The sequence below is a fragment of the Methylophilus sp. Leaf414 genome, assembly GCF_001425425.1.
Lineage (GTDB): Bacteria > Pseudomonadota > Gammaproteobacteria > Burkholderiales > Methylophilaceae > Methylophilus.
The window spans coordinates 260,869-273,598 of record NZ_LMQQ01000003.1 but is presented as its reverse complement, the minus strand read 5'-3'; the positions used below and the strand labels follow the sequence as shown (position 1 = coordinate 273,598).

13 protein-coding genes are annotated in these 12,730 nt (G+C 48.1%); 6 read left to right on the top strand and 7 right to left on the bottom strand.

The window, feature by feature from the left end; translation table 11 throughout:
- Nucleotide 1: 1 nt before the first annotated feature.
- From ASG24_RS08180 to ASG24_RS08165, 4 genes are all read right to left on the bottom strand, one after another.
- Nucleotides 2-496: a peptidylprolyl isomerase gene (locus ASG24_RS08180; protein ID WP_055827947.1), complete on the bottom strand. Its 495-nt coding sequence runs from the start codon at nt 494-496 to the stop codon at nt 2-4.
- Nucleotides 497-533: 37 nt separating this feature from the next.
- Nucleotides 534-1,103 carry a peptidylprolyl isomerase gene (locus ASG24_RS08175; RefSeq protein WP_055870012.1) on the bottom strand — a complete coding sequence of 190 codons (570 nt, stop codon included), beginning with the start codon at nt 1,101-1,103 and terminating at the stop codon, nt 534-536.
- Nucleotides 1,103-2,350, bottom strand: a complete 1,248-nt coding sequence (locus ASG24_RS08170) for a murein L,D-transpeptidase family protein (protein ID WP_055870010.1) — start codon at nt 2,348-2,350, stop codon at nt 1,103-1,105. The genes ASG24_RS08175 and ASG24_RS08170 overlap by 1 nt, the downstream gene beginning before the upstream one ends.
- 83 nt (nt 2,351-2,433) lie before the next feature.
- A complete protein-coding gene (locus ASG24_RS08165) occupies nt 2,434-3,522 on the bottom strand; it encodes a tetratricopeptide repeat protein (protein ID WP_055870007.1) in 1,089 nt (362 codons plus the stop codon).
- Between the two features lie 259 nt (nt 3,523-3,781).
- On the opposite strand from ASG24_RS08165, the gene cysS reads away from it, so the two are divergent.
- Nucleotides 3,782-5,143 (top strand): cysteine--tRNA ligase, encoded by a 1,362-nt coding sequence (gene cysS / locus ASG24_RS08160; RefSeq protein WP_082488034.1) that lies wholly within the window; start codon nt 3,782-3,784, stop codon nt 5,141-5,143.
- A 38-nt stretch (nt 5,144-5,181) separates the two neighbouring features.
- The gene (argJ, locus tag ASG24_RS08155; protein WP_055870001.1) at nt 5,182-6,408 is read left to right on the top strand and encodes a bifunctional glutamate N-acetyltransferase/amino-acid acetyltransferase ArgJ; all 1,227 of its coding nucleotides are present in this window, start codon (nt 5,182-5,184) and stop codon (nt 6,406-6,408) included.
- A gap of 165 nt (nt 6,409-6,573) precedes the next feature.
- Here the strand turns inward: argJ and arfB are convergent, their stop codons facing one another.
- Together arfB and ASG24_RS08145 are read right to left on the bottom strand one after the other, a co-directional pair.
- A complete protein-coding gene (gene arfB, locus ASG24_RS08150) occupies nt 6,574-6,975 on the bottom strand; it encodes an alternative ribosome rescue aminoacyl-tRNA hydrolase ArfB (protein ID WP_055869997.1) in 402 nt (133 codons plus the stop codon).
- Nucleotides 6,976-6,980: 5 nt separating this feature from the next.
- Nucleotides 6,981-8,945, bottom strand: a complete 1,965-nt coding sequence (locus tag ASG24_RS08145) for an ATP-dependent DNA helicase (protein WP_055869995.1) — start codon at nt 8,943-8,945, stop codon at nt 6,981-6,983.
- A 172-nt stretch (nt 8,946-9,117) separates the two neighbouring features.
- Here ASG24_RS08145 and ASG24_RS08140 point away from each other — a divergent pair, with 172 nt between their 5' ends.
- Nucleotides 9,118-9,684, top strand: a complete 567-nt coding sequence (locus ASG24_RS08140; RefSeq protein WP_055827969.1) for a C40 family peptidase — start codon at nt 9,118-9,120, stop codon at nt 9,682-9,684.
- 31 nt (nt 9,685-9,715) lie between these two features.
- Here ASG24_RS08140 and ASG24_RS08135 read toward each other — a convergent pair whose 3' ends face one another.
- Nucleotides 9,716-10,015, bottom strand: a complete 300-nt coding sequence (locus ASG24_RS08135; protein ID WP_055869993.1) for a SelT/SelW/SelH family protein — start codon at nt 10,013-10,015, stop codon at nt 9,716-9,718.
- A gap of 187 nt (nt 10,016-10,202) precedes the next feature.
- Here ASG24_RS08135 and ASG24_RS08130 point away from each other — a divergent pair, with 187 nt between their 5' ends.
- From ASG24_RS08130 to ASG24_RS08120, 3 genes are all read left to right on the top strand, one after another.
- On the top strand, nt 10,203-11,672 hold the full coding sequence (locus ASG24_RS08130) for a S41 family peptidase (protein WP_055869990.1): 1,470 nt from the start codon (nt 10,203-10,205) through the stop codon (nt 11,670-11,672).
- A 64-nt stretch (nt 11,673-11,736) separates the two neighbouring features.
- Nucleotides 11,737-12,378 carry a 2-polyprenyl-3-methyl-6-methoxy-1,4-benzoquinone monooxygenase gene (gene coq7 / locus ASG24_RS08125; RefSeq protein WP_055869988.1) on the top strand — a complete coding sequence of 214 codons (642 nt, stop codon included), beginning with the start codon at nt 11,737-11,739 and terminating at the stop codon, nt 12,376-12,378.
- A gap of 25 nt (nt 12,379-12,403) precedes the next feature.
- On the top strand, nt 12,404-12,721 hold the full coding sequence (locus ASG24_RS08120; RefSeq protein WP_055869985.1) for a DUF2322 family protein: 318 nt from the start codon (nt 12,404-12,406) through the stop codon (nt 12,719-12,721).
- Nucleotides 12,722-12,730: the final 9 nt, after the last annotated feature.

Genomic DNA, 12,730 nt, shown 5'->3' with positions numbered 1-12,730 from the left:
CTTAAGCGACTACAACTGCTTTTTCGATAATCACTGGCTCTACGGGCACATCCTGGTGACCGGCGCGGTTACCAGTGGCAACCGCTTTGATTTTATCTACAACATCCGTACCTTCAACTACTTTACCAAATACACAGTAGCCCCAGCCCTGTGTTGTCGCAGAAGTGAAGTTCAAAAAGTCATTGTCTTTTACGTTGATGAAGAACTGTGCTGATGCGGAGTCAGGCACCATGGTGCGCGCCATTGCCAGTGTGTATTTATCATTAGATAAACCATTGTCGGCTTCATTTTTGATGGTGGCATCAGTAGCTTTTTGTTTCATGTTGACATCAAAGCCACCACCTTGAATCATAAAATCCTTAATTACGCGGTGAAAAATCACCCCGTCGTAAAAACCTTTTTCAACATAGCTGATAAAATTAGCTACTGTGATAGGTGCTTTTTCAGCATAAAGTTCGATAGTGATATCGCCAAAGTTGGTAGTGAGTTTTACCAAAACATTCTCCGTTTATTGATTTAAAGGCTGAAAAAAATTACTTGGCGCTGATGATGGTCGCGCGCTTGATAATGACAGTACGAATCGGAACGTCGGAAAAACCGCGTTGATTACCGGTAGGCAAATTACTGATTTTGAACACTACGTCCATGCCGGAAACCACTTTACCAAACACGCAATAGCCGATCATGCTTGCTTCCGGGCTGGTGTAATTGAGGAACTGGTTATCCGCCACATTCACAAAAAATTGTGCCGTCGCAGAATTAGGATCCTGGGTACGCGCCATGGCGATGGTACCGGTCTGGTTTAGCAGGCCATTATTGGATTCATTAATAATCGGTGCGCGTGTCGGTTTCTCGGTTAATTCACGATCAAAACCGCCGCCCTGGATCATAAAGCGGCTAATCACGCGGTGAAAAACAGTATTGGTGTAAAAACCATCTTTCACGTATTGCAGAAAATTTTCCACCGTTTTTGGGGCTTTATCGGCATACACTTCAACGGTAAAGTTGCCCTGGTTAGTTTCAAAGGTGACTTGTGTGGCCGCATTTACAGACGAAACGACGGTCATCATGCATAACAAAGAGAGCGCTAACAGTTTACGCATTAAGCTGATCCTTCATATAAAATTTTCCATTGCCCATTTTCTTGCACCCAGTACTGGCGCTTCTTCATCACTTCACGAAGTGCAGGGCTGATATATTCCTGCTCAAAATCCACCACCACCATATTCTTGGTTGAATTAGGATAGGTAAACATGCTGACTTCTGACAAATTAATACTCACTTTAGGTTTAGACGCCTGAATCTGACGCTTGTAACCAGACCATTTTGATAAGCCACCTTCTGAATAAAAGAAATCGCCGGCGTAATGCGCCAAATAGGCGTCCGTGTTCTGCGATACCCAGTCTCTACGCCAATCCTCCAGCGCAACCTTTAACGCAGATTTTGTCTTCTCCTGCTGTTTCAGAGATTCAGGGCTGATCCACTCAAAGTTAACTCCGATCACCACTGGTGTACTGCCTACTTGCAGTATGTCCTGCAACGCTTTTACATCAGGGTTAGAAAGTACTACGCAACCATCGCTGGCACGCGGCGGACGACTATAAGTATCGCGAGGAGTGCCATGAATCCAGATGCCTGAACCGGTCTTGCGTTCATAGCTATCCATCTCATTCGGATAATTCAGCGGGTAGGCTGCGTCACCATATAGATCAGGCAGAGGTCGATTTAGTTTCTTCGACGCAAAGTAAACACCGATAGGCGTGCGTTTATCGCCCTGGTCTTTTTTGCCAGTGCCGTTTTTTCCGATGGTCACATAATAGTCTGCGACATACTTCAACGTGTCATTCTGGCTTTTTTCATATACGTAAAGCCTGGACCGCGCCGTATCCACAAACAGCACGTGACTTTGTTTTTCTGAAAGCTCTACCAGAAGATTTGGCTGGGTCAACCCACGGTTGCGATCAAAGTAATTACGGATACGGATTTCAGCTTCATCTTTGAGATCCTGGATGCGGTTTAAATTGGCGGGGTTCACATCGCCAAAACCATTGAGGATACGCGCCTTGGCAGATAGCAGGTCACCATGAATCAGATGAGCCAATGCGAAATTAGGGGAAATTGCGAGGAGCTGGTCTACATAGTCCAGCGCCTGTTGCAAGCGCCCTTCTTTGATAGACTGCAAGGTCTGCACCAGCATGCGTTCGACAGTACCGGTGTTTTTATTTTGTATAAACAGGCGTGCGGTTAACGCCTCGTGATTCACCGCTGTGGCATTCCATGGCAGTAGCGCTGCGCTCACAAATGCGATACAGCAATATTTTCTCAAACTTCTCATGCCAATATTATACATTCGTTAATTCAAAACTGCGCGCTAACTCGCTGAATTTGCTCGTTATTCACGAGTTTACTACCAAATTCAGCGCAATACATCCATTAGAACTTGCCTACGCGCTCCTGCTTGATCAGCCAGCGTGAACCTTCTTTGACCAGATTCAAGGTTTTATTGGAGTTAGCATCCAGGCCAGTTGCCTTGTAAATCTGCCTGAATGTGACTTTCGCAGAGGTCTGGCTTTCCATTTTCACAGCAATATTTTGCAGATTGACGGAAATTTTTGCCGGACGACTGACACGATCACGACGTGTAGCTTCCCATTGTTTGCGTGTTTCACCACCTGGTGTCTTAAAGTCTTTTGCGTAACTATCGAGGTAACGATCAACATTTTGCGCTGCCCAGGCATCCGCCCAGGCATTGACTGCATCAATTACCACTTGTTCCTGATTATCAACCACTGGCTTGGTTTCTACCGGTTTGGCTTCAACAGGTTTAGTTTCTACCACTACCGGTTTTTTGGTTTCTGCGACAGGCGGTGTTGCTGTTGTAGGCGCCGGTGTCGCTGGCGGCGTCACCGTAGGTGCATTGCTGTTAGGAGGCATAACTGTAGAAGCAGGTGCAGTTGGCGGTACAGTCGTCGCAGGACGCGCAACTGCCCTCTTGCCACCAAATAAATCGGTGATCATCGCCAGTTTATTTTGTGCACGGCTATTCGAAGTATCCAGCTTCAGTGCCTTGTCATAAGCTTCGGAAGCCATACGCGCATAAATATCACCCAGGTTTTCATGCGCTGTGGCGTAGCTTGGGTGGGTTTTAATCGCAGATTCCAGCGCTTTGCGGGCTTTATCATACTGACCCTGGTCAGCATATAACACAGCAAGGTTATTGTATGGCTCAGGCAGGTTTGGGTACTTTTCTGACAAATCAGTAAATGCTTTAATCGCCTCATCACGCTTGCCGAGCTCAACCAGAATGACGCCACGCATGAACATCGCCTCGGCATTTTTTGGGTTAGCCGACAAATAAGTGTTCACTTTATCCAGCGCCGCTGCCTGATTGCCCTGCTCTGAAAGCTGATTAATTTCGCGAAGTTCTACGTTTGTTTGACCGGCCATCACACTATTGGATAGTGCTGCCTGACTGAAAATGATCCCTACTACCAGAAAATATTTTTTTAATGTTGCATTCATGAGTTAATTACCTGAGCAATCGTTGATTTTTAGCAGTATGTTATACTTTAATTGTACAAGAGACAGTGCAAATATAGGTGAATAATACGCAATGATTTCCAGATCAATTCGCGTTTTAATCATTTGCCTGACAAGATAACAACTTGAATTATTACCAATGTTCAGCTGGCCTATACTAAGGCTATCTCCTTAACATTTTAGAGCATTCCCTTACTGCTGCTAATTTTATCACGCATTAATCCACATTACATTTGTTAGCATGTTAAAACTACACAACACCCTTACCCGCAGCAAACAAGATTTCAAGCCAATCCAACCTAATAAAGTACGCATGTATGTCTGCGGAATGACAGTCTATGACTTTTGCCATCTGGGACATGCCCGTGTGATGGTGGTATTTGATATGGTCGCACGCTGGCTCCGCGCCAGCGGTTACGAAGTCACATATGTACGCAACATCACCGATATTGATGACAAAATCATCAAACGTGCAAACGAAAACAACGAATCCATCCAAAGCCTTACTCAGCGCTTTATTACCGCAATGGACGAAGACTCGGCCAAACTAGGCATTATTCGCCCGGACATCGAGCCGCGTGCCACCGAGCATGTACAAGGTATGCTGGACATGATCAGCAAACTGATTGAAAAAGGGTTTGCCTACCAGGCAAACAATGGCGACGTATTTTATAAAGTGCGTAGCTTTAACGATTACGGCAAATTATCCGGCAAAACCCTGGATGACCTGCGCGCCGGTGAACGCGTGGACGTCGATGGTCACAAACAGGACCCGCTGGATTTCGTGTTGTGGAAGTCAGCCAAGCAGGGCGAGCCTTTTTGGGAATCGCCATGGGGCAATGGCCGCCCTGGCTGGCATATTGAATGCTCAGCCATGAGCGCAGAGCTTCTTGGCGAACACTTTGACATCCATGGCGGCGGTCAGGATTTGCAGTTTCCGCACCATGAAAACGAGATTGCACAATCCGAAGCGACACATAGCTGCACCATGGCGAACTACTGGATGCATAATGGATTTGTACGCGTGGATGATGAGAAAATGTCCAAATCGTTGGGCAACTTTTTCACTATCCGTGAAGTGCTGGAAAAGTACGATCCCGAAGTCGTGCGCTTTTTTATCCTGCGCGCGCATCACCGCAGCCCGCTCAATTATTCCGACAAGCATCTGGATGATGCGAAAGCTTCCCTGACGCGCTTATACACTGCATTGCGTGGTGTAAATGTGCCCGACAGCGACATTGACTGGCAGCAGCCACAAGCGGCTAAATTCAAATTAGCCATGGACGATGACTTCAATACGCCCGAAGCGATAGCCATACTGTTTGAGCTGGCAAATGATTTGAACAAAGACAAATCCCAGCAAACTGCCGCATTATTGAAACAATTGGCAAGTATTGTCGGCCTGTTGCAACGTGACCCGGAAGCTTTTATGCAAGGCGAAGACCTTGGCGCCGAACTGGATATCGACAACCTTATCACAGCCCGTATCGCTGCGAAAAAAGGCAAAGATTTTGCTGAGGCTGACCGTATCCGCAAACTATTGTCTGATGCAGGCATTGTGCTGGAAGATACTGCACAAGGTACAACCTGGCGTCGTGCCTAACCACCAATCTATTCTTTTGAAATTCTCAAGGAAAACGGATGCCCGTTAAATTAAACGCCCCTCTCGCCAAAGATTTATTGCCCGTTAACGGCGTACAACTTGGCTTCGCTCAAGCGCATATCCGCAAACCCAATCGTAAAGACGTGCTGGTGATGACCTTGCCTGAAGGCAGCAGCGTAGCCGGCGTATTTACCTTGAATCGTTTTTGCGCTGCGCCAGTGACCGTGTGCAAAGACCACCTGGAGAAAAACAAAGGTATTCGCGCCCTGTTGGTAAATACCGGCTGTGCCAATGCTGGTACAGGTCAGCAAGGATTAGATGACGCGCGCGCCAGTTGCATAGCCGTCGCGCAGGAATTAAATATCAGCCCGGAGCAGGTATTACCATTCTCTACTGGCGTAATCCTGGAAACACTTCCGATGGAAAGACTGCTGGCAGGCATTCCAAATGCAGTCGCCAACTTGCAAACAGATAGCTGGCTCAATGCTGCAGAAGCGATTATGACAACAGATATTGTTGCTAAAGGCACTTCACGCACGCTAAGCATTGAAGGGAAAACCGTGACGATTACCGGCATCAGCAAAGGCTCCGGTATGATTCACCCTAATATGGCAACCATGCTGGGCTACATTGCAACTGATGCCGCGATTAGTCAAAGCGCGTTAGATAAAATCATTCAACACGCAGTGAACAAATCGTTTAACTGTATCACTGTGGATGGCGACACCAGCACCAATGACAGCCTGATTCTGATGGCGACCGGCCAGGCCGGAAATGCTGCAGTCACTGAAGATAGTGCTGAATTTATCACCTTGCGTGATGCACTGACAGATGTGGCCACAGAACTGGCGCAAGCCATCGTGCGCGATGGTGAAGGCGCAACCAAGTTTATGACTATCCAGGTCGAAGCAGGAAAAGATGAGGAAGAGTGCCGCAAGGTTGCCTACGCGATTGCGCATTCACCGCTGATTAAAACTGCATTTTTTGCTTCCGACCCTAACCTTGGACGTATTCTGGCAGCGATTGGATATGCGGGGATTGATGACCTGGATGTCAACACAATGCAGCTGTATCTTGGCGATGTGCTTGTTGCGGAAAAAGGTGGACGAGCAGCTAGCTATGTCGAAGAGCAAGGGGCAGCGGTCATGAAGGAAAGTGATATTTTAGTGCGGGTAGTGCTTAATCGCGGATTGGCCGACGCTACGGTATGGACATGCGATTTTTCATATGATTATGTGAAGATTAATGCGGATTATAGATCTTAGGATCAACCAGTATCTTCGTAAGTAACAAAGCCAAACATCTACCTCGCCCAGATTCTGGCCTACGCCAGAATGACTGTCAGTTGCAGGTAGTTAAGTATCTGCATACCAAACTACGGGGATACAGCTCACTCAAAAACAGCGAGTGCTGTATTTAAGAGCCTCATCCTAATGATCCTCAACCACTCTCCCCCGCCCCTGCTTAATCACTCCCCGCTGCATCTTCCCAGCCACCCTACGCTTTTGTGAAGCCCGGGTCGGCCTTGTCGCATATCGCGTCGCATGCACATGACAAGCCTCTTCTACAATTGCCTGCAATCTGACAATTGCATCTCTTTTATTCGCTTCTTGTGTACGATATTGTTGCGCTTTAATAATGAGTACGCCCTCAGCAGTAATGCGCTGGTCTTTACTACTTAGCAATCGGGATTTCACCGCTTCATTCAAGCTTGAGGCCTGGATATCGAAACGCAGATGAATGGCAGAAGAGACTTTATTCACGTTCTGCCCACCAGCCCCTTGCGCGCGGATAGCGGTCAAGGTGTATTCATTTGCAGGAACAATTACCATGTTGATTAGCTACCCTGGACTGGCTCGGGCTTTTCATCCACACGCTCGAAAAACGCCCGCACTTCATCCAGTTTCCGTGTGCGCTTAAATGGCGGCAAACTTTGCCAGATGCGCCGTCCATAAGGTTTGTCTACTAATCGAGGATCACAAATGACCAATACACCTGAATCACTCTCATCGCGGATCAAACGACCTGCACCCTGCTTGAGTGTGATCACGGCATACGGTAACTGATATTCCATAAAGGCATTTTTGCCTTCGGTATTCATTTTGTCGATGCGCGCCGCAAGTACCGGATCATCCGGTGGCGCAAATGGTAGCTTGTCAATAATCACACAGGAAAGCGCTTCTCCACGCACATCCACGCCCTCCCAAAAACTTTGCGAGCCTACCAGCACCGCATTGCCATGCGCGCGGAATCTATCCAGCAATTCCGTACGGTTGCTTTCACCTTGCATCAGCAATGGGTACTCCATGCCCTGCTCTTCAAATGCCTGCTTTAACAAGGCATGTACTTCGCGCATAGCTCTCAGTGAAGTGCACAGCACAAAAGCCCGCCCCTTACTGGCTTGCAGTACCGGCAAGGCGATGGCGGCTACGGCTGCCGGATAAGCAATGCTATTCGGCTCTGGCATGCCTTCTGGCACATACAGCAACGCTTGCTGGTCATAATCGAACGGGCTTTGCCAATGCCGGGTTTGTGCGGCCAGCAGGCCCATTTGTCCCTGGTAGTGATTGAAGTCACTTTTCACTGCCAAAGTGGCGGAAGTGAAAATCCAGGCCCTTGGCTGTGCATTCAGCTGTTTGCCGAAGCCATCGGCCACACTGAGCGGCGTCGCATGTAATTGGACACTTTGCGTAAATACTTCTACCCAGCGCACCAGGTTTGCGTGATTTCCTTTTTGCCACGCTTCCAGCAAGGCGAGTAAGGCCTCGCCGCGTTGCCAGCATTTTTCCAGCAATGGATCGCGCGTGGCCTGTGTCTCCAGCACTTTGGTCAGTGCCGCCAGGGTTTCCAGCATGTGTTGATAGGCATCAGCAAAATTCTTTAATGATTGTGCCTTTTGCACCGGCATGCGCGCGCCTTCATACTGGAATACCAGGCGGAAATCACGGCAGGCCTTTTCCAGTGGAGTCACGGCTTCAGCCAGTGCGACACAGTCTTTGGCTATTGTGAGATAAGCCATTTGACTATCTCTGGCCAGGTCCATTAATTGCGAGGTAGAAATATCTTCACCAAAAAACAGACCGGCGACTTCAGGTAACTGGTGCGCTTCATCAAACACTATCGTGTTAGCGCTAGGCAACAGTTCAGCCACACCTTCGTCTCGGAGCATCACATCGGCAAAGAAAAGATGATGATTCACAACCACTACATCGGCCGCCAGCGCCTGCTTGCGTGCTTCCATCACAAAGCATTGTTTGTAATACTGGCAATCCTGGCCGACGCAGTTATCTCGGGTCGAAGTGACTTGCTGCCAGACGGTTGCCTGCTCTGGTACTTCTATGAGTTCGGCCTTGTCACCGGTTTGGCTGTTTTCGGCAAAGCTTTGCAGGATGGGGATATATTGCGCGTCTTCACGTGACTGGAAACGACCTTCCTGGCTGGCACGCTGCAAATGGTAATGGCAAATGTAGTTTGCGCGGCCTTTGAGCATAGCTACGGATACAGGCACTTTCAGTGCTTCCCGCACGGCAGGTAAATCACGCTGGTAAAGCTGGTCTTGCAGGGTTTTGGTGCCGGTTGAAATAATGACTTTTCCGCCAGACAAAAGCGCCGGCACCAGGTAGGCGTAAGTTTTGCCAGTGCCTGTTCCCGCTTCGGCTACCAATTGCTGCTGGTTATCGATGGCATCGGCAATTGCCTTCGCCATTTCCTGTTGTTGCGGGCGGCTTCTGAAACCGGGCATGGTTTGTACCAGACAACCGCTTTCTGAAAATGCTGACGTGACTTGTTGCATTAAAGACATCCGTCAATTATCCCACGGACCACTAAAAATGATGCAGTTTTTTGCTGATTTCAATATGAGCTACATGCTTAAATTTTCATGAAAACTTGCATCTGCCATTGAAGTATGGCAAGGTTTAGGCCGTTATACTTATTTCTGACACAACAAGAATGATAACCAAGCTTTGATTGTGATGAATAATTTAGTTCTTCGACTCGCTGCACTACTTATCAGTGCGCCTCTGATCAGCACCCTTTGCATCTCCCAAGGCCACGCCGCCCCAGGTGAGGACAAGCGTTGGCAGAATGCCTATAGCTATTCGCAAGAAGAGGTGTTAGACAGCCAAACCGGACTTTCCGGTTCGTGGTCAGAAAAAGTTGAAGAGATCATGATTCGGGCGCTGAGCCTGACCGGTGTAGGTTACAAATACGGTGGGCGTTCTCCTGAAACCGGTTTTGATTGCAGCGGGTTTGTACAATACGTGTTCAAGCACGCAGCACAAATTTCCCTGCCGCCATCCGCCCGCACCATCAGTGAGTTGGGTGATACTGTTAAGCGCGATGATTTGCAGCCAGGAGATTTGGTATTTTTCAACACACTTAAGTCAGCCTTCTCTCATGTCGGCATTTACGTTGGCAACAATCAGTTTATACATGCGCCGCGAGCGGGCGCTAAAGTACGTGTTGAAAACATGGATGAGCGCTACTGGCGTACCCGTTACAACGGCGCCAAACGCATAGAAGTGGAAACCGGGAATTAAAGCTTAGACGTAAAAACAAGCTTCCTACTACTCAATTATCACCCGCACTTTTTACCGGACTATCACTGTGTCCAAGTGAGCGCTCCGGATCAATCAAATCCCTTATCAGCTGTTTCAATTCTTTTGCTTCAGGAAACCGCCCTGCTTCTTTACGTGAAAAAATCACTTTTCCATCACAGCTAATGTCCAGAATACCTCCGGTGCCGGGCACCAGATTGACCGATCCCAGATCAGTATCAAATGTGGTAAGCAGCTCTTGCGCTAACCAGGCTGCGCGTAATAGCCAACGACACTGTGTACAAAACTCGATTTCTACGATAGGCTTTTGCATATTGCACTCTAATAAACTATTTGCGTGAAGAGTATAGTCAATTTTATTGAAATAGCGGAAAATGAACTTAACGTGATTGTTTCCACTCTCTCAAAACAGGCTGACATCACTGATGTCACTTGAATCTTTTATTACAGTAATCTTCATACAATAGTATTCTTCGCTTAATTGATCATACAAGGCTGGTATGCGTTCCAAATTTGAAAAATTTAGCTTGCTTGGTGCAGGCGTTTTTGTAGGTATTCTGGTAAGTATCAATATTTCTGCCTGGGCGGATAGAACCTCTGTTTCGCAACTGCCGATCGACGAGCTGCGCGTCTTTGCCGAAGTATTCGCCAAAGTCAAATCTGACTATGTCGAACCGGTTGAAGATAAAAAACTGATCAATGAAGCATTGGCCGGCATGTTGCAAGGCCTCGACCCTCACTCAACCTTTATGGATGCAGATGCCTACAAAGAGTTGCAGGCTGGCACCCAAGGTGAATTTGGCGGGCTGGGTATTGAAGTCGCCATGGAAGACGGCCTGGTGAAAGTAGTGACACCGATTGAAGACAGCCCTGCTTATAAAGCTGGCTTGAAATCCGGTGACTTGATTATGAAACTCGATGACACGCAAGTGCGTGGTTTGACCCTGAACGATGCCGTGAAACGCATGCGCGGTGTACCGGATACTAAAATCACGCTAACCGTTGTGCGTAAAGGCGAAGACAAACCGCTTACCTTTACCCTGACCCGTGCCATCATCAAGGCGCAAAGCGTTAAGAGCAAATTGATTGAGCCAGGCTATGCTTATGTACGTATTACACAGTTCCAGGAGCGTACTGGTGAAGACCTTGCCAAGGCGCTGAAAACCTTACGTGCTGATAACAAAGGCCCGTTTAAAGGCTTGGTGTTGGATTTGCGTAACAACCCAGGCGGCTTGCTGGATGCCGCGGTTGGCGTCTCTGCCGCTTTCCTGCCAAAAGATGACTTGGTGGTTTATACCGAAGGCCGTGTAGCGGACTCTAAAATGCGCCTGAATGCGACACCCATGGATTATGCCCGCCGTGGTAAATCTGACTACCTGAAAGATTTGCCTGAAGAGTATAAAACAGTGCCAATCGTGGTATTGATCAATGCAGGTTCTGCATCTGCTTCAGAAATTGTGGCCGGCGCATTGCAGGATCATAAACGTGCCACCATCATGGGCATCCAGAGCTTTGGTAAGGGTTCAGTACAAACAATCCTGCCTATGAACAACGGTAGTGCGATTAAATTGACCACTGCACGTTATTTCACGCCTAATGGCCGCTCAATCCAGGCGAAAGGCATTGTGCCGGACACGATTGTGGATGATGGTTCAGACCCAAGCCTGAGCTTGCATGAGGCGGATTTGAAGCGCCATTTATCCAACCCTAGCGATATTGCTAAAGCCAACGCTGAAAAAGCTGAAGAAGTGAAAGCCCGCGTTGGTGGTGATAAACCTAAGGATGAAAAATTTGCTGAAACCCGCGGCCCTATTGAACCCGCCAGCAAAGATGACTTCCAGTTTGTACAAGCGTTGAATCAACTTAAAGGCTTGCCAGTGCAAAAAGCACCTGAAGCGGTGAAAGCTGCAACAGACAAGCCAGCCAGCACTGAAAAACCAGCCGGCGCTGAGAAACCAGTGAAGAAATAATGATCATGCCATTGTCTGCAAGCCTCACAGCCAGCAGGCAATGGTGCTTTACAGGGAGTAATCAATGACTCTGCCGAGATTGACATTGGACAAGGCTATTGCCGTCATCGACATGGGCTTACGTACGGTATTTAGCCAACCCAGTCCTAGCCGCCCTTATCCAAAAGCAGAAGCGTCTAACGATAACTCTTTATCTGATAAAGAGCGCAAGCATGCCGCAGCCCTGATGCGCGTCAATCATGTGGGCGAAGTTTGTGCACAGGCCTTATACAGCGGCCAGGCGTTAGTATCACGTAATCCGGCCAATGTTGAAGCACTCAAAAAAGCCTCCCGTGAAGAAGTCGATCATCTTGCATGGTGTGAACGACGAATCGACGAACTTGGTGGCCGCAAAAGCCTGCTTAACCCATTATGGTTTGGTGCGAGTTTTGGCCTGGGTGTCACAGCAGGTTTACTTGGTGACAAATGGAACCTTGGATTTTTGGCCGAAACCGAGCACCAGGTGTCATCTCACTTAGGGAGTCATCTGCAGCAATTACCGGCGCAAGATCTCGCTTCACGCGCGATAGTGACGCAAATGAAGCAAGATGAAGAACAGCATGCGCAGACTGCAGAGCATCTTGGCGGTGCTGCACTGCCCGCCCCGGTGAAACTGGCCATGCGCCTGGCTTCCAAACTGATGACGCGAACCGCGTATCACTTATAGTATTCGTATTAACCTAGAGTCAACCATGCAAAAATTTAGTGACAACTTACTCACCCTGGATAATGCGGATCATGTGAAACGCATTGAGCTCTTCGATGAGCAAAGCCAGCCAGCCGGCCAGATTGAAAATAAACCCGGCACCCAGGGCTCGATTAAGGTTTATCATCATTTATTCAAAATATATGGTGAAATCAACAGCGATGCTGCCGTTGAGGGATTGGCGCTGTACGCAGAACATACAGAAGATGCCGAGAATCACCCAGGCAAACATCCGAACATAGACCGTTTGCTGACTGTGCTGGATAAAGAGCAAACATTGTCGATCAAAGTCGTAAGCGAATAGCTAGCTTTA